22 protein-coding genes and 1 pseudogene are annotated in these 23,692 nt (G+C 58.3%); 12 read left to right on the top strand and 11 right to left on the bottom strand.

Going from position 1 to position 23,692, the window contains the following annotated elements:
* The first annotated feature begins 10 nt into the window (after positions 1-10).
* Positions 11-3,046: a multidrug efflux RND transporter permease subunit gene (locus tag QRN31_RS00815; protein WP_285429535.1), complete on the top strand. Its 3,036-nt coding sequence runs from the start codon at positions 11-13 to the stop codon at positions 3,044-3,046.
* Between the two features lie 91 nt (positions 3,047-3,137).
* Here the strand turns inward: QRN31_RS00815 and QRN31_RS00810 are convergent, their stop codons facing one another.
* From QRN31_RS00810 to colR, 5 genes are all read right to left on the bottom strand, one after another.
* Positions 3,138-3,365: a hypothetical protein gene (locus QRN31_RS00810; protein ID WP_090180820.1), complete on the bottom strand. Its 228-nt coding sequence runs from the start codon at positions 3,363-3,365 to the stop codon at positions 3,138-3,140.
* Positions 3,366-3,367: 2 nt separating this feature from the next.
* A complete protein-coding gene (locus tag QRN31_RS00805) occupies positions 3,368-4,081 on the bottom strand; it encodes a lipopolysaccharide kinase InaA family protein (RefSeq protein WP_285429532.1) in 714 nt (237 codons plus the stop codon).
* Between the two features lie 3 nt (positions 4,082-4,084).
* Positions 4,085-4,750 carry a class I SAM-dependent methyltransferase gene (locus tag QRN31_RS00800; protein WP_285429656.1) on the bottom strand — a complete coding sequence of 222 codons (666 nt, stop codon included), beginning with the start codon at positions 4,748-4,750 and terminating at the stop codon, positions 4,085-4,087.
* Positions 4,751-4,914: 164 nt separating this feature from the next.
* Positions 4,915-6,189 (bottom strand): sensor histidine kinase, encoded by a 1,275-nt coding sequence (locus tag QRN31_RS00795; protein ID WP_285429530.1) that lies wholly within the window; start codon positions 6,187-6,189, stop codon positions 4,915-4,917.
* The gene (colR, locus tag QRN31_RS00790; RefSeq protein ID WP_090180812.1) at positions 6,179-6,862 is read right to left on the bottom strand and encodes a two-component system response regulator ColR; all 684 of its coding nucleotides are present in this window, start codon (positions 6,860-6,862) and stop codon (positions 6,179-6,181) included. The genes QRN31_RS00795 and colR overlap by 11 nt, the downstream gene beginning before the upstream one ends.
* A gap of 206 nt (positions 6,863-7,068) precedes the next feature.
* On the opposite strand from colR, the gene QRN31_RS00785 reads away from it, so the two are divergent.
* Both QRN31_RS00785 and QRN31_RS00780 read left to right on the top strand, forming a co-directional pair.
* Positions 7,069-9,018 (top strand): LTA synthase family protein, encoded by a 1,950-nt coding sequence (locus QRN31_RS00785; protein WP_285429528.1) that lies wholly within the window; start codon positions 7,069-7,071, stop codon positions 9,016-9,018.
* Positions 9,019-9,070: 52 nt separating this feature from the next.
* The gene (locus QRN31_RS00780; protein WP_285429526.1) at positions 9,071-9,814 is read left to right on the top strand and encodes a phosphatase PAP2 family protein; all 744 of its coding nucleotides are present in this window, start codon (positions 9,071-9,073) and stop codon (positions 9,812-9,814) included.
* Positions 9,815-9,946: 132 nt separating this feature from the next.
* On the opposite strand, the gene groL is transcribed toward QRN31_RS00780, so the two are convergent.
* From groL to QRN31_RS00760, 4 genes are all read right to left on the bottom strand, one after another.
* A complete protein-coding gene (gene groL, locus QRN31_RS00775) occupies positions 9,947-11,590 on the bottom strand; it encodes a chaperonin GroEL (protein WP_201120479.1) in 1,644 nt (547 codons plus the stop codon).
* A gap of 50 nt (positions 11,591-11,640) precedes the next feature.
* Positions 11,641-11,934, bottom strand: a complete 294-nt coding sequence (locus QRN31_RS00770) for a co-chaperone GroES (protein ID WP_033057492.1) — start codon at positions 11,932-11,934, stop codon at positions 11,641-11,643.
* Between the two features lie 248 nt (positions 11,935-12,182).
* Entirely contained in the window at positions 12,183-12,659 is a 477-nt protein-coding gene (locus QRN31_RS00765; protein WP_285429522.1) for an FxsA family protein, read from the bottom strand.
* Positions 12,660-12,725: 66 nt separating this feature from the next.
* Complete coding sequence (locus QRN31_RS00760) at positions 12,726-13,457, bottom strand: HugZ family pyridoxamine 5'-phosphate oxidase (protein WP_285429521.1); 732 nt, start codon at positions 13,455-13,457, stop codon at positions 12,726-12,728.
* Positions 13,458-13,622: 165 nt separating this feature from the next.
* Between QRN31_RS00760 and QRN31_RS00755 the strand changes: the two genes are divergently transcribed.
* Positions 13,623-14,381, top strand: a complete 759-nt coding sequence (locus QRN31_RS00755) for an SDR family oxidoreductase (RefSeq protein ID WP_208669672.1) — start codon at positions 13,623-13,625, stop codon at positions 14,379-14,381.
* A gap of 131 nt (positions 14,382-14,512) precedes the next feature.
* Here QRN31_RS00755 and apbC read toward each other — a convergent pair whose 3' ends face one another.
* Positions 14,513-15,607, bottom strand: a complete 1,095-nt coding sequence (gene apbC / locus QRN31_RS00750) for an iron-sulfur cluster carrier protein ApbC (protein ID WP_285429519.1) — start codon at positions 15,605-15,607, stop codon at positions 14,513-14,515.
* A 199-nt stretch (positions 15,608-15,806) separates the two neighbouring features.
* Between apbC and metG the strand changes: the two genes are divergently transcribed.
* The 8 genes and pseudogenes from metG to QRN31_RS00710 all read left to right on the top strand — a co-directional run bounded on the left by metG (position 15,807) and on the right by QRN31_RS00710 (position 22,618).
* Positions 15,807-17,858, top strand: a complete 2,052-nt coding sequence (metG, locus tag QRN31_RS00745; protein ID WP_285429517.1) for a methionine--tRNA ligase — start codon at positions 15,807-15,809, stop codon at positions 17,856-17,858.
* A 144-nt stretch (positions 17,859-18,002) separates the two neighbouring features.
* Positions 18,003-18,572, top strand: a complete 570-nt coding sequence (locus tag QRN31_RS00740) for an Rnf-Nqr domain containing protein (protein WP_285429516.1) — start codon at positions 18,003-18,005, stop codon at positions 18,570-18,572.
* A 17-nt stretch (positions 18,573-18,589) separates the two neighbouring features.
* Positions 18,590-18,964 (top strand): annotated as a pseudogene (rsxB, locus tag QRN31_RS31490) (electron transport complex subunit RsxB); the annotation flags it as partial.
* A gap of 604 nt (positions 18,965-19,568) precedes the next feature.
* Entirely contained in the window at positions 19,569-20,558 is a 990-nt protein-coding gene (locus tag QRN31_RS00730) for an RnfABCDGE type electron transport complex subunit D (RefSeq protein WP_285429514.1), read from the top strand.
* Positions 20,555-21,166: an RnfABCDGE type electron transport complex subunit G gene (locus tag QRN31_RS00725; RefSeq protein ID WP_285429513.1), complete on the top strand. Its 612-nt coding sequence runs from the start codon at positions 20,555-20,557 to the stop codon at positions 21,164-21,166. Before QRN31_RS00730 ends, QRN31_RS00725 begins: the two co-directional genes overlap by 4 nt.
* A complete protein-coding gene (locus tag QRN31_RS00720) occupies positions 21,159-21,668 on the top strand; it encodes an Rnf-Nqr domain containing protein (protein WP_285429512.1) in 510 nt (169 codons plus the stop codon). The genes QRN31_RS00725 and QRN31_RS00720 overlap by 8 nt, the downstream gene beginning before the upstream one ends.
* Positions 21,669-21,693: 25 nt before the next feature.
* Positions 21,694-22,332, top strand: coding sequence for an endonuclease III (gene nth / locus QRN31_RS00715; RefSeq protein ID WP_285429510.1), 639 nt, complete (start codon positions 21,694-21,696; stop codon positions 22,330-22,332).
* A gap of 106 nt (positions 22,333-22,438) precedes the next feature.
* The gene (locus QRN31_RS00710; protein ID WP_007898493.1) at positions 22,439-22,618 is read left to right on the top strand and encodes a PA3496 family putative envelope integrity protein; all 180 of its coding nucleotides are present in this window, start codon (positions 22,439-22,441) and stop codon (positions 22,616-22,618) included.
* Between the two features lie 90 nt (positions 22,619-22,708).
* Here the strand turns inward: QRN31_RS00710 and QRN31_RS00705 are convergent, their stop codons facing one another.
* Positions 22,709-23,335 carry a response regulator transcription factor gene (locus QRN31_RS00705; RefSeq protein ID WP_007943575.1) on the bottom strand — a complete coding sequence of 209 codons (627 nt, stop codon included), beginning with the start codon at positions 23,333-23,335 and terminating at the stop codon, positions 22,709-22,711.
* Between the last annotated feature and the right edge of the window lie 357 nt (positions 23,336-23,692).

Here is a 23,692-nt window from a genome sequence, read left to right as displayed (position 1 = left end):
AGGAATCCCCATGGCTTTTACTGACCCGTTCATCCGCCGCCCGGTGCTCGCCACCGTGGTGAGCCTGTTGATTGTGCTGCTGGGCTTTCAGGCCTGGAGCAAGCTGCCGCTGCGCCAATACCCGCAAATGGAAAACGCCTTGATCACGGTGACCACCGCGTATCCGGGGGCCAACGCCGAGACCATTCAGGGCTACATCACCCAACCGATGCAACAGAGCCTGGCGAGCGCCGAGGGCATCGACTACATGACCTCGGTCAGTCGCCAGAACTTCTCGGTGATCTCGGTCTATGCGCGCATCGGCTCCAACAGCGACCGCTTGTTCACCGAGCTGTTGGCCAAGGCCAACGAGGTCAAGAATCAGCTGCCCCAGGACGCTGAAGATCCGGTGCTGAGCAAGGAAGCCGCCGACGCCTCGGCGCTCATGTACATCAGTTTCTTCAGCAAGGAGCTGAGCAACCCGCAGATCACCGACTACTTGTCGCGAGTCATTCAACCCAAACTCGCCACCCTGCCGGGCATGGCCGAGGCGGAAATTCTCGGCAACCAGGTGTTTGCCATGCGCCTGTGGCTGGACCCGGTGAAGTTGGCCGGTTTCGGCCTGAGCGCCAGCGACGTGACCAACGCGGTGCGCCAGTACAACTTTCTCTCCGCCGCCGGTGAAGTGAAAGGCGAGTACGTGGTCACCAGCATCAACGCCAACACCGAGCTCAAGTCCGCCGAAGCCTTTGCCGCGATTCCACTGAAAGTCGTCGGCGACAGCCGGGTCCTGCTGAGCGATGTCGCGCGGGTTGAAATGGGCGCGGAGAACTACAACTCCATCAGTTCCTTCGGCGGTACGCCGTCGGTGTACATCGGCATCAAGGCCACGCCGGGGGCCAACCCGCTGGACGTGATCAAGGAAGTGCGCAAGATCATGCCCGAGCTGGAAGCCCAGCTGCCGCCAAACCTCAAGAGTGAAATCGCCTACGACGCCACGTTGTTCATTCAGGCTTCGATCGACGAGGTGGTGAAAACCCTGTTCGAAGCGGTGTTGATCGTGATCGTGGTGGTGTTCCTGTTCCTGGGTGCGCTGCGGTCGGTGGTGATCCCGGTGGTGACCATTCCACTGTCGATGATCGGCGTGATGTTCTTCATGCAGATGATGGGTTACTCGATCAACCTGCTGACCCTGCTGGCGATGGTGCTGGCCATCGGGTTGGTGGTGGACGATGCCATCGTGGTGGTCGAGAACATTCACCGTCACATCGAAGAGGGCAAAACGCCTATCGACGCGGCCATTGAAGGCGCACGAGAAATCGCGATGCCGGTGGTTTCGATGACCATTACGCTGGCGGCGGTTTATGCGCCAATCGGTTTCCTGACGGGGCTGACGGGGGCGCTGTTCAAGGAGTTCGCCCTGACGCTGGCCGGGGCCGTGGTGATTTCTGGCGTGGTGGCGCTGACCCTGTCGCCAATGATGTGCGCCTTTTTGCTGCGTCACGATGAAAACCCCAGCGGCCTGGCGCACCGGCTGGACCTGATTTTCGAAGGCCTCAAGCGCCGCTACCAGAGCCTGCTGCACGGAACATTGAATACCCGGCCGGTGGTGCTGGTGTTTGCGCTGATCGTGCTGTGCCTGATTCCAGTGCTGCTCAAATTCACTAAGTCGGAACTGGCGCCGAACGAGGATCAAGGCGTCATTTTCATGATATCCAACGCCCCACAACCAGCCAACCTTGACTATCTGAGCGCCTACACCGACGAATTCATCTCGATCTTCAAAGCATTTCCCGAGTATTACTCTTCGTTCCAGATCAATGGTTTCAACGGCGTGCAATCGGGGATTGGCGGCTTTCTGCTCAAGCCGTGGAACGAACGCCACCGCACGCAGATGCAAATCCTGCCCGAGGTCCAGCGCAAACTGGAGAGCATCGCCGGACTGCAGATCTTCGGTTTCAACCTGCCCTCCTTGCCCGGCACTGGCGAAGGGTTGCCGTTTCAGTTCGTGATCAACTCGGCCAAAGATTACGAGTCGTTGCTGCAGGTGATGGACCGGGTGAAAAAACGTGCGATGGAGTCCGGCAAGTTCGCGTTCGTCGACGTCGACCTGGCCTTCGACAAACCTGAAGTCGTGGTCGACATCGATCGGGCGAAGGCGGCACAGATGGGCGTGTCCATGCAGGACCTGGGCGGAACACTGGCGACGATGCTGGGTGAAGCGGAGATCAACCGTTTCACCATTGAGGGCCGCAGTTACAAAGTCATTGCGCAGGTCGAGCGACCGTTCCGGGATAACCCCGAGTGGCTGAACAACTACTACGTCAGGAACACCAAAGGTGAATTGCTGCCGTTGTCGACCCTGATCACGGTGAGCGACCGGGCGCGTCCACGGCAATTGAACCAGTTCCAGCAACTCAACTCGGCCATTCTGTCCGGGGTCCCGCTGGTGAGCATGGGTGAAGCCATCGACACCGTGCGTCAAATCACACGGGAAGAAGCGCCGGCCGGATATGCCATGGATTATGCCGGTGCGTCACGCCAATACGTCCAGGAAGGCAGCGCACTGTGGGTGACTTTTGCCCTGGCACTGGCGATTATTTTCCTGGTGCTGGCGGCCCAGTTCGAAAGCTTCCGTGATCCGATGGTGATTCTGGTCACCGTGCCGCTGTCGATCTGTGGCGCACTGATCCCGCTGTTCCTGGGTTGGTCAAGCATGAACATCTATACCCAGGTGGGGCTGGTGACCTTGATCGGGCTGATCAGCAAGCACGGGATTCTGATCGTCGAGTTCGCCAACCAGCTGCGCAAGGACAAGGGGCTGACGCCGCGCGAGGCGGTCGAGCAAGCGGCGGCGATTCGGCTTCGCCCAGTGTTGATGACCACAGCGGCGATGGTGTTCGGCATGGTGCCGTTGATCATCGCCACGGGGGCTGGCGCCGTGAGCCGGTTTGATATCGGCACGGTGATCGCCACCGGCATGTCGATCGGAACGTTGTTCACGTTGTTCGTACTGCCGTGCATTTACACGCTGCTGGCCAAGCCCGACGTCAAACAAAGCGTCTGAGCCCTTTGGGAGCGACTGGCGACTTTTAAAAAAAAGGACACAAAAAAAAGGCCTCGAATTATCGAGGCCTTTTATTTTGGCTTGAGTCTGTTCAACTTTGTGGCCTCATTCCTTGAGAGAGTCCGAACATGAACAGCAATAAATCATGATCGGGATGAGTCGCCACGGATGCCTTGGCAACGCGTGGCAACGGACAGTGAGCATCAGCGCTCACGGAACTGATGACCTGCGTGCGGGGCTGCTCCCAGGCAGCCACCGCCAACGAAGCAACTGCCAAGGCTCCTGCTAAAAACAAACCTCGTGCAATTTCGAGTTTCATCGCTATAAACCTTTGATAGCGCTGCCGAACGCCGTCTCATAAAAATAGACGAGATTTGTCCAGTCCGTATCGCTGAACGACGAATGGCGACGCAGTTGTTTCATGTCATGGGCAGCCGCCTGCTGAGCGTTCAGACGCTGGCGGCATTTTTCCAGATCGATCAACGCGATTTCAGCCTTGGCTGAATCACCTTCGCCGGTGACACGCACGAAGACGTGCTTGATATAGATGCAGCTGTGCTGCCAACGGCCCTTGTGCATACGGGCAAGGTTCTCGGCCAGATCCTTCAACACACGTTCATGGACCGCTTCACCATGACGCTCACGCCCACCGCCCGCGTACCAATGTTCGATTTCCTCGAAACCGTCCAGCGACTTGGTCACCAGCAAGGCGCGCCATTTGTGCGCAGGGTCACGTTGTGCGCCACAGAACACCATTTCAGGTACGCGCACGCCCAACTCGCGCAAACCAATCAGGGCATCACGCTCGCGCAACACCGTCGGTCGGCCAAAGGGGTGCAACCAACTGCGATGAATATGTCCGGTCTGGCGCTTGGTGTAGAGCAGCTGGCCGTCGCTGCCATTGACTCGCTGTACGCCACTTTCTCCACCGCGACGGACGTTGGGTTCTTCTACCCATTCACCGCGCTGATTCCAGAAATAGTCGAAGCGGTCCTGGGGAGCGACTTCCGTTTCTGCTGCACATTGCACTGCCATCTGTTACCTCTTGCGTAATACGTAAACCCGCGACATGGCATAGAGCGGTAAAAAGTCCAATTGTTCCTGAATGCGGAAACCCGCCTGCTCAAACTCCTTTTCCACGGTGGCCGCCGCTAATACAAACCGGTTCTGGTAATTTTCCTGCCCACGCTGCTTTTCTGCACGCTTGCGTTTCCAGGACTTGAAATTGCCGTCGACCCACAACGAGATAATGACGCTGTCGCGTGTGACACGTTCGAATTCGCGCAGAATGGTCATTCGGTGTTCAGCGTCACCAATGTGATGGAGCAAACGCATGCAGAAAATGCAGTCGACGGCATTATTGGGCAAGCCGATATCGAATGCTGAAGTCTGCAAACGTTTTATCCGTTTGACCACGTCAGCCGGTTGCGCCTTGGCGGCGACCTTCAACATCGATTCGGAACTATCAGCCCCGATGATGGCGCGGTTGGCTTTTTCTGCCAGCACTGGCCAGAAACGCCCCGCACCGCACGGCAGATCGAGTACCAGCCCAGGCTCGCCGGCCAGTGCCAGCGCCTTACGCACCAACTGCTCGTCACGCCAGTGGGACAGTCGGCGTCCCAGCCCGTTCTGGTGCTTGCGCAAGTACCTTTGAGCGTGCTGATCGTCGTATTTCTCAGAGAAAAATTTGATCGGTCCATCCATCATAGCGGTCTCCTGAACTTCAGATGACCACCACCATAGGTAGATTCGTGTGAGTCTCAGGTCATCCCTTTGTGAAAAAAGTGTGCTGTAGACAGCCAATCATTTCACGATCATTCACGAGAACGATGAGAGCTTGGAGCTCGATTTTGTTGTGCCGCCCCAGACTACTTCTGGCTCAATTCCACCTCAAAACGACAGCCATTGGGTTCCATGTTGGTCAGGCTGACACTCCACCCCTGGTTCTCGCAGATGCGCTGTACCAGTGACAGCCCAAGCCCCAGACCCTCGCCGCGTTTCTCGCTGCCACGCACGAACGGTTCAAACATCGCTTCGCGCTTATCCTCCGGAATGCCCACGCCACTGTCCTCGACAATGAACCCCGTAGCGGTCAGCGTCAGGCGGATGAAACCGTCTTCTGTGTAATGCAGTGCGTTACGCAGCAGATTACCCATCACCGCGTGCAAGAGGGTGGCGTTGTAGCCTGTGTCCTGCGGATCGCCCGGTTCGAAGATCAGATTCAGCCCTTTGGCTTCGATCGGTTCGCGCCACAGATTGAGCAGCCCGTCGGCTATCTGACGGACCGATTGCTGCGGCGACATGCTGGCGTCTTCTCGTTGCGCCCGGGCCAACATCAAGAACGTTTGCACCAGCTCGCGCATCTCTTCGCACGCGCGGGCAATGCGCTCGACCTGGGCGTGGCCGCGCGGGTCAAGGTGGGGATTTTCCAGCAGTAACTCACAGGAACTGGCCAGTACCATCAACGGTGTGCGCAGTTCGTGGCTGACGTCACTGGTAAACAATCGCTCACGGGTCAGTGCCTGGCGCAAACGCCCAAGTGTGGCGTCGAAGGCAACGGCCAGTTCGCCCACTTCGTCAGCGGCATAGTCTGGAGCCAGAGGCGGGGCCAGCCCCAGCAGTTGATCGCGATGGCGCACTTGGCGGGCGAGTCGTACGACCGGCGCCATCACTTTGCGCGCCAGGATCCAGCCGAGAAAGACCGCCAACGCCAGGCTCAGCACGAAGCCGACCAGCACCACGGCAAACAGCACCCGCTCACGTTCTTCGAAATCGCTTTGGTCTTGAAGCAGGACGTACCGCCGGCCATCAACGATTTCGACTATCGCGTGATATGAAAGATTCTCGCGAAAAACCTCGTGAAAACCGGCATCAAGGTTGCGCAAATCCTTGGGTAGCGCAAAGTCTCCCGGCCCGCCGCTGAAGTAGAACAATTGGTCTGGCTCGGGGCGATGGCTCCAGTCCGAGACACTGTCCATCAGCAACAGGCGCTGCAAATCGCCGCCCAGCCCGGCCGAAATCAGCTTTTCTTCCACCAGGTGCACGGTCGCCACAATGCCCATGGCAAAGGCCCCCGCCACCAGCGCGCTCATCAACGCAAAGGCGATGATGATCCGTTGAGCAAGGCTCTGCTTAAACTCCATCACGGCCCTCGGCCAAGCGATAACCCACACCGTGAACGGTTTGCAGCAATGGCTTGGCGAATGGCTTGTCGATCACCTGACGCAGCTGATGCACGTGGCTGCGCAGGCTGTCGCTGTCCGGGCAGTCATCGCCCCACAGGGCCTCTTCGAGAATTTCGCGACGCAGCACATGGGGACTTTTCTGCATCAGCACGGCGAGCAGCTTGAGGCCGACCGGGTTAAGTTTGAGCAGACGGCCTTCACGGGTCACTTCCAGCGTGTCGAGGTCGTAACTCAAATCGCCCACTTGCAAGGATCGGCGACCGCCACCCTGGGTACGACGCATGACGGCTTCGATGCGGGCCGCCAGTTCGGACAGGGCGAACGGTTTGATCAGGTAGTCGTCGGCACCGGACTTGAAGCCTTGCAGCCGGTCATCGAGTTGGTCACGCGCAGTGAGCATGATCACCGGCGTATCCCGGCGGGCGTCTTCGCGCAGGCGTTTGCACAGGGTGTAGCCGTCGATCCCGGGCAACATGATATCGAGTACGATCAAATCGTAATGTTCGGTAGCCGCCAGATGCAGGCCTGACAAACCGTCCTGCGCACAGTCCACGGTGTAGCCTTTGAGCCCCAGGTAATCGGCCAGATTGGCCAGGATATCGCGGTTGTCTTCAACCAATAGAATTCGCATGGGCACCTCCTCCGCACACAGTAACGGCCGTCATGGCCCGCGCAGCTTAAGGCCAAGTGTGATTCAGGGCTAGGGCGGAACTGTGCGAGAATCAATCCGCTCAACCAAATGAAGGGCTTGAAAAGCTTTTCACTATCGATTCACAGAGCGTCTCTCTGCGGTTGAGTGAGACTCTCGCGCGATTGCAATTAAGGAATATTCGCATAATGGACTTCTTCAAGACTGCGCCAATACGCTTTCTGCTGCTCGTAACAGGCGCCTGGCTGGCCATTTTCACACTGACCCGAACAGTCCTCTTGCTTACGCACCTGGATGAGGCCGGCAGCGGCTTTCTCTCGGTATTTGGCGTTGGCTTGCTGTACGACCTGGGCTTCATTGCCTACGCGGCACTGCCGATGGGGCTCTATTTGCTGCTCTGTCCACCCGCCTTGTGGCGCCGCCGTGGTCATCGCTGGTTCCTTCAGGGGCTATTGACCGTCAGCCTGTTCGCCATGCTGTTCGTTTCGGTAGCCGAATGGTTGTTCTGGGATGAGTTCGGTGTGCGCTTCAATTTCATCGCCGTCGATTACCTAGTGTATTCCGACGAAGTGCTGAACAACCTGCTCGAATCCTATCCCATCGGTACACTGCTGAGCATACTCGCGGCACTGGCGGTAGCCTTGAGCTTTGCCTTGCGCAAACCATTCAATAGCGCGCTGGATGCACCGCTGCCGCCTCTGCGCAATCGGTTGTTGAATGCCGTGGCTCTGTTGCTCGTTGCCGGCCTGAGCCTGCAGTTACTCAGCCAGGACGCGCCGCGCGCTCAAGGCGGGAACGCCTATCAGAACGAATTGGCAAGCAATGGCCCCTACCAGTTCTTCGCCGCCTTCCGTAACAATGAACTGGATTATCCGCAGTTCTACAGCAGCCTGCCGCCCGCCGTCGTTGCCCAGCAGATTCGTACCGAACTGAGCGAACCCAATGCTCGTTTCGTTGGCGAAGACCCGCAGGACATCCGCCGCATAATCGACAACCCGGGGACGCTGCGAAAGCCCAATATCGTACTGGTGACCATCGAGAGTTTCAGCGCCAAGTACATGGGCAGCAATGGTGACAGCCGTAACCTGACCCCTAATCTCGACGTCTTGCGCAAGCAGAGCCTGTATTTCAACAATTTCTACGCTACTGGCACCCGCACCGATCGTGGTCTGGAAGCCATCACGCTGGCGATCCCGCCAACGCCGGGGCGCTCGATCGTCAAGCGTGTGGGACGTGAAAGCGGTTTCGCCAGCCTCGGGCAGCAACTTTCCGCGGTGGGCTACGACAGCGTGTTCGTCTATGGCGGTCGTGGTTACTTCGACAACATGAACGCATTCTTCAGCGGTAACGGTTACCGCGTGGTCGACCAGAGCAGCGTCGATGAAGCCGAGATTCACTTCAAGAATGCCTGGGGCATGGCGGATGAAGACCTGTATGCCCAGACGCTGAAGCTGGCCGATGCCGACCACGCCAAACAACAGCCTTTCTTGCTGCAACTGATGACCACCTCCAATCACCGTCCTTATACCTATCCCGACAACCGGATCGACATCAAGTCCGGCAACGGTCGTGACGGTGCGGTGAAATACACTGACTATGCCATCGGTCAGTTCCTGGATCAGGCACGCAAGAAGCCGTGGTTTGATAACACCATCTTTGTCTTTGTCGCCGACCACACGGCCGGCAGCGCGGGCAAAGAGGACTTGCCGATCAGCAACTATCAGATTCCACTGTTCGTCTATGCGCCGAAATTGATTGAAGCTCGAGAAACGGCGCAACTGGCCAGTCAGATCGACCTCGCCCCGACCTTGCTGGGCCTGCTGAACCTGGATTATCAGTCGACGTTCTTCGGCCGTAACCTGTTGCAGGATAATCCGCTGCCGCCACGCGTGGTGGTTGGCAATTATCAGCATCTGGGCTTGTTCGATGGCAAAAATCTGGCGATCCTGAGCCCCCGGCAAGGATTGCGCCGCCACGATGATGCGTTGACCGAAAGTCGCGAGTCACGTGCCACCAACAGCGATCCGTTGATCACTCGCGCCATCACGTATTACCAAACCGCCAGTTATGGCTTCAAGCAACAGCTGCTTGGCTGGAGAGCGCCCATGGAGGGTGCCGGCCAAGTCAGCGAACGTTAATCGAATGGCCCCGGGCTGATGCCCCGGGGTTTATTCAATCGCAGGATCTCTCATGTCATCATCCGCTGTCCGTCCCACCCCACGCCCGCTCAATTTCTGGGTATGCCTGGGTGTCCCCGCCGTTGCGGCCATCATTTTGATGTTGCTCGAGCTGACATCGCTGGACATGGACCTGGCCAAACTGTTCTACGACCCGGTCGCCGGGAATTTCATCGGGCGCCACAGTTACTTCCTGGAAACCATTGTCCACACCCGCGCCAAGCAAGTGGTCATCGCGTTTTCGGTGTTTGCTATCCTCGCCTTCATCGGCTCCTTTTTCATGGACAGGCTCAAGCCACTCAAGCGTGAACTGGGTTGTCTGGTGCTCTCGCTGGCGTTGGCGACTTCATTCGTGACGCCGATGAAAGCGGTGACAGCGGTGCAATGTCCCTGGAGCCTGGAGCAATTCGGCGGGCATGAGACCTACAGCGAACTGCTCAGCCCTCGCCCGCACACTGAAAAACCGGGCCGTTGCTGGCCGGGTGGTCATGCCGCTACCGGCTTCACACTGTTCGCGCTGTTCTTTGTCCTGCGTGATCGTCGTCCGCGTCTGGCCCGCCAGGCGTTTGTGTTCGCTTTCGCCTTGGGCTCGGTGTTTTCCATCAGTCGGATGATGCAGGGCGCGCACTTCTTCTCCCACAACGTGTGGACTGCGATTTTCTGCTGGCTGATCTGTCTGGGGTCGTATTACTACATCCTGTATCGACCCGCTTTAAAGGCCGGGCGAATAGACAAAGCAGTACCCGCCCGCGCCTGATACACCGTTCTAAATGCGGGAGTGAGGTTGCTCGCTCCGGCAATCAACCGATCCCTCCCCCACGAAATCCGCACAATAAAAAACCCCGCTGGCTCGCGCCAGCGGGGTTTTTTCGTACGGGGTAAGGCTGGCTTACATCATGCCGCCCATGCCGCCCATACCGCCCATGTCTGGCATGCCGCCGCCAGCTGGACCGTCTTCCTTGATCTCAGCGATCATGGCTTCGGTGGTGATCATCAGGCTGGCAATCGACGAAGCCGCTTGCAGAGCCGAACGAGTCACTTTAGCCGGGTCCAGGATACCCATTTCGATCATGTCGCCGTATTCGCCGGTCGCAGCGTTGTAACCGTAGTTACCCGAACCCTGCTTGACCTTGTCGACCACAACGCTTGGCTCGTCACCGGAGTTGGCAACGATCTGGCGCAGTGGCGCTTCAACAGCGCGACGCAACAACTGGATGCCAACGTTCTGGTCATCGTTGTCGCCTTTGAGCTCGGAGATAGCCTGCAGAGCGCGAACCAGTGCCACGCCGCCGCCAGGTACCACGCCTTCTTCAACGGCTGCACGGGTAGCGTGCAGGGCGTCTTCAACGCGGGCTTTCTTCTCTTTCATTTCTACTTCGGAACCAGCGCCAACCTTGATCACTGCAACGCCGCCGGACAGCTTGGCCAGACGCTCTTGCAGTTTTTCACGGTCGTAGTCGGACGAAGTGTCGGCCACTTGCTGACGGATCTGCAGAACGCGAGCCTGGATGTCAGCCTCAACGCCGGCACCGTCGATCACGGTGGTGTTTTCTTTGGACAGGATCACGCGCTTGGCATTACCCAGGTGTTCCAGGGTAGTGCTTTCCAGGCTCAGACCGATCTCTTCGGATATAACGGTACCGCCAGTCAGGACAGCGATGTCCTGCAGCATGGCCTTGCGACGGTCGCCGAAGCCTGGAGCCTTGACGGCTGCGACTTTAACGATGCCACGCATGTTGTTCACAACCAGAGTCGCCAGGGCTTCGCCTTCAACGTCTTCGGCCACGATCAGCAGTGGACGGCCGGCTTTGGCAACGGCTTCCAGTACTGGCAACATTTCGCGGATGTTGGAGATTTTTTTGTCGACCAGCAGGATCAGCGGACCGTCGAGTTCGGCGGTCATGGTCTCTGGCTTGTTGACGAAGTACGGGGACAGGTAGCCACGGTCGAACTGCATGCCTTCAACAACCGACAGTTCGTTTTCCAGGCCCGAGCCTTCTTCAACGGTGATCACGCCTTCTTTACCGACTTTTTCCATGGCTTCGGCAATGATGTCGCCGATGGAGCTGTCGGAGTTGGCCGAGATGGTGCCGACCTGAGCGATTGCACGGGTGTCAGCGCAAGGCTTGGACAGTGCTTTGAGCTCTTTGACGATAGCGATGGTCGCTTTGTCGATACCACGCTTCAGGTCCATCGGGTTCATGCCGGCAGCGACGGCTTTCAGGCCTTCGTTGACGATCGACTGAGCCAGAACGGTAGCGGTGGTGGTGCCGTCGCCTGCGTCATCGTTGGCACGGGAGGCAACGTCTTTGACCAGCTGCGCGCCCATGTTTTCGAAGCGATCTTTCAGCTCGATTTCTTTGGCAACGGAAACGCCGTCCTTGGTGATGGTCGGAGCGCCGAAGCTTTTCTCGATGATCACGTTACGGCCTTTAGGGCCCAGGGTCGCTTTTACTGCGTCAGCCAGGACGTTGACACCGGCGAGCATTTTCTTGCGGGCGGAATCGCCGAATTTAACTTCTTTAGCAGCCATGATCGATATTCCTTAAATACTTTGTAGTAGCGGGAAAATGAGCGGGGGAATCAGCCTTCGACAACAGCGAGAATCTCGTTCTCAGCCATTACAACCAGGTCTTCGCCATCAACTTTCACAGTGTTGCTGCCGGAGTACGGGCCGAACACAACCTTGTCACCCACTTTCACGGACAGTGCACGCACTTCACCGTTGTCCAGCACTTTGCCTGGGCCTACAGCGAGGACTTCACCCTGGTTTGGCTTTTCAGCAGCCGAACCTGGCAGGACGATACCGCCAGCGGTTTTCTTTTCTTCTTCGCTGCGACGGATAACGACGCGGTCATGCAGAGGACGAAGCTTCATTGTCGATCTCTCCTAATTGTGGTTTTCATCGGCCGGTGTATTCCCGGCGGGTTTAACAAATCCGGCGGTGCCGGGTGCGGCTCGACAAGCGAGACGCGGAAGTCTGTCTGGCGTGATCGCCAGAAACCTTGCGGTGACCGTTACATAAGGGCGTACAAGCTGATTACAAGGGCGGGCAGCAAAAAATTTTCACCTTGTTGCCCCAAAAACGAACACGGCACCCAAAGGTGCCGTGTCATTGAAAGGTGTTACTTGGAATCGCGGTGTTCGAACTCGCCTTCGATCACATTGGGCTCGCGGCCCAGCGGCGCTCGCGGAGCAGGACCGCCTCGGGGTTGCAGGTCATCGGCGAACGCACGCTGACGGATCGCTTGTTCCTCGGCGCGCTGGCGCATTTTATTGGCCAGCAGTCGACGGGAGATCGGCAGCAACATGATCAAGCCCAGCACGTCGGTGACGAAACCCGGCAGGATCAACAGACCGCCTGCCAGGGCCAGCATCAGGCCTTCGAGCATGGTCTGCGCCGGCAGTTCGCCGCGGTTCAGGCTTTCACGCGCCCGCAATGCAGTGGCCAGACCGGCGATGCGGAGCACGAACACGCCGAGCATCGAGCCGAGAATAATCAGCAGCAAGGCCGGGAAAAACCCGATTGCCCCGCTGACCTTGACGAATACGAACAGCTCCAACACCGGAAACAGTACAAAGAGCAATAAAAAAGGGCGCATCAAATGGTTCCTCAACGCAAGAATGCCTTGCCAGTCTTCCCTAGATGACGTCGCCGATTCGTGAATTCAAGCACCGGCCACTTCATTTTTCGGCCAATGCTCAGCGTGGGCCAGGAAAACCAAGGCTTCGCGCACTTGTGTCGGCGTATTACAAGGCGCTTGAAACGGCAGCCAGTACAAGGCCTGACCAATGCGCAGGTGCATGCCTTCAGTGTCGATGCCCGCCAGTTGCGCCGGCTCGGTTTTGGGCAGGCCTGCCAGATCGACGTAATGGGCGATGGCCTTGGCGTGATCGGCATTCATGTGCTCGACCATACTCGCCTCGGCTTTGCCGGCAAACGGGTTGGCCAGGGTCAGGTGATCGACCCAGTGAATCGCGCCAAAACCACCGATGTAGCGGTGACGCACAGGCTTGAGCACCCAAAAATCGAAATCGTGAGCCTTGTGGTAGCTCTGCGAATCCGGGAAATAGCGGTAGTAGCGTTCCGCCGCTGCTTCGATGGCCGCCTCGTCCTCGAGCTTTGCTGCTTCGGCGAGGTAAGTCAGGCGACCAACGGCTTGCACATCATCAGCCTCGCGCTCGCCCACGAACAACGAACATTTCGGGTCTTTTTGCAGGTTATGGGTGTGCTGTGCGATGCGGCTGATAAGGATTAGCGGCCGCCCCTGCTCGTCGAGGCAGTAAGGAACGACGGAGCCAAACGGGAAACCCGGCATCGACTTGGAGTGTGTCGACAACACCCCACGGTATTCCTTGAGAAGCAATTCTCGGGCATTCTTGGCCGCTTCTACGCTCAATTTATGACTCCTTAAATAGAATCCGTCGAAAAAACGGACAGGCGCCTGGGGATAGTTTCCAGTACGCCATCGGGGCAGTTCTCATGTGCAACCAGGCCACATCCGGTGCAGATCGAGAGGCTCTCTAGAAGGAAGACCACTCCAACCTGCTACTGGGGCATGCGAATGCAACTCACCGACAAAGTAATCATTATCACTGGCGGTTGCCAGGGTTTAGGCCGTTCCATGGCCGAGTATTTCGCAGGCAAAGGCGCGAAACTTGCGCTGGTCGACTTGAACCAGGAAAAGCTCGACGACACCGTCGCCGCTTGTAAGGCCAAGGGTGTCGAAGCCCGTGCTTACCTGTGCAACGTTGCCAATGAAGAGCAGGTCACGCACATGGTCGCCCAGGTGGCTGAAGATTTCGGCGCGATTCATGGCCTGATCAACAACGCCGGGATCCTGCGCGACGGCCTGCTGTTGAAGGTCAAGGACGGCGAAATGACCAAGATGAGCCTGGCCCAGTGGCAGGCGGTGATCGACGTCAACCTGACCGGCGTGTTCCTGTGTACCCGTGAAGTCGCGGCCAAAATGGTCGAGCTGAACAACAGCGGCGCGATCATCAATATCTCCTCGATTTCCCGTGCCGGCAACGTTGGCCAGACCAACTACTCTGCCGCCAAGGCCGGTGTGGCAGCGGCGACCGTGACCTGGGCCAAGGAACTGGCGCGCTACGGTATTCGTGTGGCGGGCATTGCGCCGGGCTTCATCGAAACCGAAATGACCCTGGGCATGAAGCCCGAAGCGCTGGAGAAAATGACGGCCGGTATTCCGCTCAAGCGAATGGGCAAGCCGGACGAGATCGCCCATTCGGCGGCGTACATTTTCGAGAACGATTACTACACCGGCCGGATCCTGGAAATGGATGGCGGGTTGCGGATCTAAGGCCCCCCCAAAACAACTGTGGGAGCGAGCTTGCTCGCGATGGGGCCATAACATCCACCCTTGATGGTGACTGTTACACCGCTATCGCGAGCAAGCTCGCTCCCACAGGTTTCAGTGTTGATTGATGGATATCAATCGTCGCTGATGGTGATGTTCGGCATTGCCGGCGATACCGCTTCCTGCAACACAATCCGCGCGCCAACGTGGCGGGCGAGTTCCTGGTACACCATCGCAATCGGGCTGTCCGGCTCGGCGATCACGGTTGGCTTGCCGCCATCGGCCTGTTCGCGGATGGCCATTGCCAGCGGCAACGAGGCCAGTAGCTCAACGCCGTACTGGCTGGCCAGCTTCACCCCACCGCCCTCACCGAACAGATGCTCGGCATGTCCGCAGTTGGAGCAGATGTGCACAGCCATGTTTTCCACCACGCCCAACACCGGGATGTTGACCTTGCGGAACATCTCGACGCCTTTGCGCGCATCCAGCAATGCCAGATCCTGCGGGGTGGTGACGATGACTGCACCGGCCACCGGGACTTTCTGCGCCAGGGTCAGCTGGATGTCCCCGGTGCCTGGCGGCATGTCGATGACCAGGTAATCCAGATCGCCCCAGGCGGTCTGCGTTACCAGTTGCAGAAGCGCGCCGGACACCATCGGCCCACGCCAGACCATCGGCGTGTTGTCGTCCGTCAGGAACGCCATCGACATCACTTCGACGCCATGGGATTCGATCGGCACGAACCACTTCTGATCCTTGATCTTCGGCCGGGTGCCCTCGGGGATGCCGAACATGATGCCCTGGCTCGGACCATAGATATCCGCATCGAGAATCCCGACCTTGGCGCCTTCACGGGCCAGGGCCAGCGCAAGGTTGGCGGCGGTGGTGGATTTGCCCACGCCACCCTTGCCGGACGCCACGGCCACCACGTTCTTGACGTTGGCCAGGCCTGGAATTTGCGCCTGGGCCTTGTGCGCAGCAATCACGCTGGTGATGTCAACGCGAGCAGTCGTCACGCCGTCGAGGCCTTCGATCGCCATTTGCAGCATTTGCGACCAGCCACTCTTGAACAGGCCGGCGGCGTAACCCAATTCCAGCTGGACGCTGACGCGATCGCCCTGGATGTCGATGTTGCGCACACACCCGGCGCTGACCGGGTCCTGGTTCAGGTAAGGGTCGGTGTATTGGCGAAGGACGGCTTCCACCGCTGCGCGATTGACGGCGCTCATGGGCAACTCCGATAGCAGGACTGAAAATCAGGCGGGTATCCTACCTGTTCTAAAGGCCGGACGGCATGCTTTCAGAATGTGACAATTATCCCATGGCCACACGCAATTTCTCAGACCGTGCATAAGGTTCTCGGGGGTGAAAAATATGCGCTGGCGCTTTATAGTGGCCGACCTCCGTTTCATCAAGTAGCCGAGCCCCATGTCCGAGCCACGCAAGATCCTCGTTACCAGCGCCCTGCCCTATGCCAATGGTTCGATCCATCTTGGCCACATGCTGGAATACATCCAGACCGATATGTGGGTGCGTTTCCAGAAGCACCGCGGCAATCAATGCATCTATGTCTGCGCCGACGACGCCCACGGTTCGGCCATCATGCTGCGCGCGGAAAAGGAAGGCATCACCCCGGAACAACTGATCGCCAACGTCCAGGCTGAACACAGCGCCGACTTTGCCGAGTTCCTGGTGGACTTCGACAACTTCCACTCCACTCACGCCGAAGAAAACCGTGAGCTGTCGAGCCAGATCTACCTGAAGCTGCGCGACGCAGGGCATATCGCCCAGCGTTCGATCACTCAGTACTTCGACCCGGAAAAGAAAATGTTCCTGGCCGACCGCTTCATCAAGGGCACCTGCCCGAAATGTGGCACCGAAGACCAGTACGGCGACAACTGCGAAAAATGCGGTGCGACCTACGCACCGACCGACCTGAAGGATCCGAAGTCGGCGATCTCTGGCGCCACCCCGGTGCTCAAGGATTCCCAGCACTTCTTCTTCAAGCTGCCGGACTTCCAGGAGATGCTGCAAACCTGGACCCGCAGCGGCACCCTGCAAGAAGCCGTGGCGAACAAAATCGCCGAATGGCTGGATGCCGGCCTGCAACAGTGGGACATCTCCCGCGATGCGCCGTACTTCGGTTTCGAAATCCCGGACGAGCCGGGCAAGTACTTCTACGTCTGGCTGGACGCGCCGATCGGCTACATGGCCAGCTTCAAGAACCTGTGCAACCGCACGCCGGAGCTGGACTTCGACGCGTTCTGGGGCAAGGACTCCACCGCCGAGCTGTACCACTTCATCGGCAAGGACATCGTCAACTTCCACGCCCTGTTCTGGCCAGCGATGCTCGAAGGCGCGGGTTTCCGTAAACCGACCGGTATCAACGTGCACGGTTACCTGACTGTCAACGGTCAGAAAATGTCCAAATCGCGCGGCACCTTCATCAAGGCCCGGACCTATCTGGATCACCTGTCGCCGGAATACCTGCGCTATTACTACGCGGCCAAGCTGAGCCGTGGCGTCGACGACCTCGACCTGAACCTTGAAGACTTCGTGCAGAAGGTCAACTCCGACCTGGTCGGCAAGGTCGTCAACATCGCCAGCCGTTGCGCCGGTTTTATCCAAAAGGGCAACGGTGGTTTGCTGGTGGCCGGCAACGCGGCGCCGGAACTGACCGACGCGTTCCTGGCGGCAGCGCCAAGCATCGCCGAAGCCTACGAGGCACGCGACTTCGCCCGGGCCATGCGTGAAATCATGGGCCTGGCCGACCGTGCCAACGCCTGGATCGCTGACAAGGCGCCGTGGTCGCTGAACAAACAGGAAGGCAAGCAGGATGAAGTCCAGGCCATCTGCGCCCTGGGCGTCAACCTGTTCCGCCAGCTGGTAATTTTCCTCAAGCCAGTCCTGCCGTTGCTGGCCGCCGATGCCGAGGCGTTCCTGAACGTCGCGCCATTGACCTGGAACGACCACGCGACGTTGCTCAGCAACCATCAGCTGAACGAGTTCAAGCCGCTGATGACCCGTATCGACCCGGTGAAAGTGCAAGCCATGAGTGACGCCTCCAAGGAAGACCTGACCGCCAGCGCTACCGACACCGGCGACGCTGCACCTGCCGGCAACGGTGAACTGGCCAAGGATCCACTGTCGCCGGAAGTCGAGTTCGACACCTTCGCCGCTGTCGACCTGCGCGTTGCCTTGATCCTCAAGGCTGAACACGTTGAGGGCGCCGACAAGCTGCTGCGCCTGACCCTGGACATCGGTGACGAGCAACGCAACGTATTCTCCGGGATCAAGAGCGCTTATCCGGATCCGTCCAAGCTCAATGGTCGCCTGACCATGATGGTCGCCAACCTCAAGCCACGGAAAATGAAGTTCGGCATCTCCGAAGGCATGGTGATGGCTGCCGGCCCTGGCGGCGAAGAGATCTACCTGCTCAGCCCTGACAGCGGCGCCAAGCCGGGCCAGCGCATCAAGTAAGGTTTGATCGGCTAAACCGATCCCACAGTCGTGCGTGACGCGACTGTGGGATTTTCATATCTGGCCCACCCTCCATCCTTGCCGGATAATGCCTAAGCTTTTTAGACCGCCGCGTTTAAAAGCCCCGTTCTTGCCGGCACGATCATGACTGAAATTGTTTTTACTCTTATCAGCACTGCCCTGATCAACAACCTCGTGTTGCACTGGCCGCTGGGCGTCGATCCGCTGTTGGGCAGCGAGCGTGAACGAGTTCATGCCCTGGGCATTGCAACGACAAGCCTGATGCTGATGGTTGGCATTCTGGGCTACTCGGCCTATCACTGGCTGCTGGTCCCGCTGGAACTCACTTCGCTGCATCTGTTCGTGTTCCTGCCGTTGAGCGTGTTGCTGGTCGGTCCGCTGCTGAAACTGCTTTCACGATTGCTGCCAAAGCGCTCGTTCGATGGCCTCTGGCTTTTGCTGCTGGGTAATGCCGGCGTACTCGGCCTGACCTTGCTCAACGCCCAGGCCGACCAGGGATTTTTCCACGCCACGGCCCTGAGCCTCGGCGCCGGGCTGGGCTTCTGGCTGGTGCTGAGCCTGTTCAGCGACTTGCGCCAACGCACACTCGATAACGATGTTCCCCTGCCCTTTCGCGGCCTGCCGATCGAGTTGATCGGCGCCGGGCTGATGGCAGCGGCTTTTCTCGGATTCAGCGGACTGATCAAAACATGAGTCTGATTCAACGCATCGACGCCCTCTTGCCCCAGACTCAGTGCGGCAAGTGCGGCCACCCCGGATGCAAGCCCTACGCCGAAGGCATTGCCAGTGGCGAACCGATCAACAAGTGCCCGCCGGGCGGCAGTGAAACCATTGCGGCCCTGGCCGACTTGCTGAAAGTACCGGTGCTGGAACTGGACGTCAGCCGCGGCTCGGCCCCGGCGCAGATCGCCTATATTCGCGAAGCCGAGTGCATCGGTTGCACCAAGTGCATTCAGGCGTGCCCGGTGGACGCCATCGTTGGCGCGGCCAAGTTGATGCACACGGTGATCGTCGACGAATGCACCGGTTGCGACCTCTGCGTCGCACCCTGCCCGGTGGATTGCATCGAGATGCGCCCGCTGCCAATCGCCACGGTACTGCCGATTGTTGGCGGCCTTGCGTTCAGCCTCGATGAACAACGAGCCCGCGCCGCCAAGCGCAATCGCGCACGCCACCGTTTCGAACAGCGAAATGCCCGCCTGCGCCGCGAAGAAGAACACAAACTTGCTGAACGTCAGGCCCGTGCTCAACGCGCCGCGCCGCAAAGTGAAGTGGCAACGCTTGATCCGGTGCAGGCGGCGCTTGAGCGAGTGCGTGCACAGAAAGCGGCAAACATTGATGCGGCAGTGAAAAAAGCCAAGATCGATGTGGCGATGAGCCGTGCGCAACTGAACAAATCACTCAAGGCATTCGGGCATCCACCGACCTTCGATCAGCAGTCGCAATTGATTGTCTTGCAACAACAGTTCGAGGCTGCCGAACAGGCTTTGGCGAATCTGGAAAGCACGGCACCACCAGCCCCGGTCACGCCGGTCATTCCAGCGAAAAATGCAGAATTAAATCGAGCAAAGATCCAGTTGGCCATGCGCCGCGCCGAACTCAAGAAAGCGCAAACCGGCGAAGCAGCGGCTGAACAGATCCAGGCGCTGGAACTGGCGGTGAAGGAAGCCGAGCGTCTGCTGGAGGCCTATGTCACCCCTTGAATCGGTGGATGAACGCCTTCAGCAGGCCATGAAGCTGGTGTTGCTGGCCACCGTGCCGGGACTGCTGGTGTTGTTCTGGCTCTATGGCTGGGGCGTGTTGATCAACCTGATCCTGGCGAGCGTGGCGGCGCTGGCTGTTGAAGCGGCGGTGTTGCAGCTGCGCAAACGCCCCTTGCGACCGACCTTGAGCGACGGCAGCGCCTTGGTCACCGCGACGTTGCTGACTGTGGCCATGCCGCCTTACTGCCCGTGGTGGCTGACGGTGAGTGCTGCAGCGTTCGCGCTGTCGGGCAAACAGGTATATGGCGGCGTCGGCAAGAACCCCTTCAACCCGGCAATGCTCGGTTTCGCCTTTGTCCTGTTAGCCTTTCCCCTGCAAATGACCCTTTGGCCATCGTCACACGGCATGGACCTGCTCGGCGGTTTGCAACAGGTCTTCGGTTTCAGCCTCAACCATGCGCCGGATGCCTGGGTCCAGGCGACTGCACTGGACAGTCTGCGGATCAATAACAGCCTGACCATGGAGGAGCTCTTCGCCGGTAACCCGGCCTTCGGCCATTTTGGCGGCCGTGGCGTGGAATGGGTCAATCTGGCTTTTCTGGCAGGCGGCGCTTTTCTGCTGCAGCGACGCGTATTCAGCTGGCATGCGCCGGTCGGCATGCTCGCCAGTCTGTTTATCATCAGTCTATTGTGCTGGAACGGTTCGGGCTCCGACTCCCATGGCTCACCACTGTTTCACCTGCTCACCGGCGCGACCATGCTCGGTGCATTCTTTATCGTCACTGAACCGGTGTCCGGAGCGAAGAGCCCCGGTGCCCGCCTGCTGTTCGGCGCTGGCGCGGGATTACTGACCTACCTGATTCGTACATGGGGCGGTTATCCGGACGGTGTGGCCTTTGCGGTGTTGCTGATGAACCTCTGCGTACCGGCGCTGGAACGTTTCGTCGCGTCCAGACAGGAGCACATTGCGCCATGAGCCGAGCGACGAGCGTTGTGATGCTGGTGCTGCTGGCCGGGCTGGGGATTGGCGCGACGTACCTCGTGCAACATGCCAGCGCACCTCGCATAGCCGCTACACACCGATTGATCGACAGCCGGAACCTGCTGGACCTGCTGCCACCGGGAAGCTACGACAATCAGCCGCTGGAACAGCCGCTGCCCGTCGACAACATCGAACTGAGCAACAGCAAGCTCTTGGGCGGCTACCTGGCAACCAAGGGCGGCCAACCGAGCGCGGTGTTGCTGCGTAGCCAGACATTGGGCTACGAAGGCTCCATCGAGTTGTTGATCGCGATCGGCACCAACGGCAAGTTACTGGGGGTCAAAACCCTCAAGCAATCGGAAACCCCGGGGCTGGGCGGCAAGATCGCTGACCGGCCCAACGCATGGCTTGAGGGATTTACCGGCAAGTCTCGAGCCGAACCTGGCGACACGGGCTGGGCCTTGAAAAAAGATCAGGGACAATTCGATCAGATCGCGGGCGCAACCATCACTTCAAGGGCCGTGATCAGCGCCATCCATGAAGCCTTGCGCTACTTTGATGAACACGCACAACAGCTGATCGGGAGTAGCGCTCATGAATAAGTCATCGACGCTGCAAAACTCACTGATGCTGGCGCCACTGATCGGCGCCACCGATGCCTGGGCAAACGCTCTGGGCCTGTGGCTGATGTTTGTCGTGGTGACCTGCGCCTACGCCCTCTTGATGGGCGTGCTGCGACCACGACTGGAGCCGTCCACCCGTTTGCTGGCCAGCGTCGTGCTGGCGGCTACGTTGACCGCTTGCGCGGAGCTTGGTGCGCAAGTCTGGTCGCTTCAATGGCATCTGCACGCAGGCGTCTACGCCGGATTGATTGCCTTGCAATGCGTCGTGCTGGAACACAATGGCTTTTTCCAGGAATCCCGGCGCGATCGCCTGCGCTTGTGCGCAGGGTTTGGCGCACTGATGGTGGGCCTTGGCCTGCTGCGCGGATTCATCGGCGACAGTGGCCTACACCTGGCGACGCTGGCCCCCGGCGGCTTCATTCTGTTGGGGCTGTTGATCGCCGCGCGCCAGGCCTGTCTCCGCTCGACCTCTTCAATTTGATTGCTTTCGAGGAAACGCATCGCCCATGAATGCCGCAAAACGTCTGGAAATTTTCCGCAGGTTTCACGAAGACAACCCGGAACCGAAGACCGAACTGGCGTATTCCTCGCCGTTCGAATTGCTGATTGCGGTGATTCTGTCCGCCCAGTCAACCGATGTCGGCGTCAACAAGGCCACCGCCAAACTGTACCCGGTGGCCAATACACCGGCGGCGATCTATGCCTTGGGGGTCGAGGGACTTTCGGAATACATCAAGACCATTGGCCTCTACAACAGCAAAGCAAAAAACGTGATCGAAACCTGTCGCTTGCTGGTAGAGCGCCACGGCGGTGAAGTACCGCAAACCCGCGAGGAACTGGAAGCGCTGCCCGGAGTGGGTCGCAAGACCGCCAACGTGGTACTCAATACTGCGTTTCGTCAGCTGACCATGGCGGTCGATACCCACATTTTCCGCGTCAGCAATCGCACAGGTATTGCACCCGGCAAGAACGTTGTCGAGGTGGAGCACAAACTGATGAAGTTCGTGCCCAAGCAATACCTGCTCGACGCCCATCACTGGTTGATCCTGCACGGACGCTACGTCTGCCTGGCCCGCAAGCCTCGCTGCGGCAGTTGCCGTATCGAGGATTTATGCGAATACAAGGCAAAGACCTCGGACGATTGAGGCAGTATTAGATTTATTGATATACCGATTGAAAAAATCTTTTTTACCCGCCGGTCGATTGTCGATATAAGGAGCGCCAAAGGCAGTCTTAGCCTGGAGTTAACCTATGAGCACTGGCAAAGAGCAATTGGACGTAGAAGACGACTTCACACCCGTTGAGGCCGATGACGCTGAACCGGTGGTTGAAGTGGCAAAGACCAACCTGAGCAAACGCCGTACCATCGACAATCTGCTGGAGGAGCGCCGACTGCAAAAGCAATTGGCCGATTACGATTTTGACCTATAACACCTAAAAGCCTCCCGAAACGGAGGCTTTTTACTAAGTGCCGATCCTGCAGGCAGTCCCTTCATCGTGATTCGTCAAACGCTGGCGTACTCATACCAGACCATTGCGTTGAGCCAATTCGATCAGATCGACCAGGGAGCGAGCATTGAGCTTCAACAACAGGCGGGTCTTGTAAGTACTGACGGTTTTGTTGCTGAGAAACATGCCATCAGCGATCTCCTTGTTGGTCTTTCCTCGAGCAAGCTGTTGCAACACCATCATCTCGCGCCCCGACAGACGATCCACCATGTCCGCCTCACTGGCATTGCCAAGACTTGAACGCACGGTGTGCAACGCCTGATTGGGGAAGTAACTGTAGCCAGACAGCACTGCCTTTATCGCACTGAGCAACTCAGTGAGATCCTGTTGTTTGCAAACATACCCGGCGGCCCCCGACTGCATGCAACGCATGGAAAAATGCCCGGGCGCCTGAGACGTCAGTATCAGCACTTTAAGAGGCATTGCCGTTGAGGTAAGACGCGCAATGACTTCCAATCCATCCAGTTTCGGTATTCCAATATCCAGAATGACAATATCCGGCATTAGCTCACGGGCAAGTTGTAACGCATCCACGCCATTATCTGTTTCTGCAATGACCTCGTAGCCATGTCGCTCCATTAGCATACGTACCGCAAGACGAATGACGGGGTGATCATCCACGATCAGCACTTTATTCATGGGCAAGTCCAATTTTCGCTGTTCGAATTTTTAGAGCCCGCACAATAGCCTAGTCGTTTCAGACATGGCATGCCGCCCCCCTCGGCCACCCACACCGAGAGACATTCCCTACAAAAAAGCAGGAGAAGTCTTACAAGATTCTTACGATTACTGTGTGTCTTAAATTTTATTGACCCGTGCACGTGCTACGTTTCATTTTTTTTGTATCGATATACATCTGAAAACAAACGACCTGCCGAAGTCCATTTGTCACACGAAAGGCCCGGAATTGAGCTACGCTTGAAATCAACCCGCCCCCAAGACACCTGGGTTGAACGCAACTCCCCCATGTCTGCACGCGCGTTACTTTCAGTAAAA

Source organism: Pseudomonas sp. fls2-241-R2A-110 (assembly GCF_030209165.1).
Lineage (GTDB): Bacteria > Pseudomonadota > Gammaproteobacteria > Pseudomonadales > Pseudomonadaceae > Aquipseudomonas.
The sequence above is the reverse complement of the archived record's forward strand: the minus strand, read 5'-3'. Positions and strand labels throughout refer to the sequence as shown.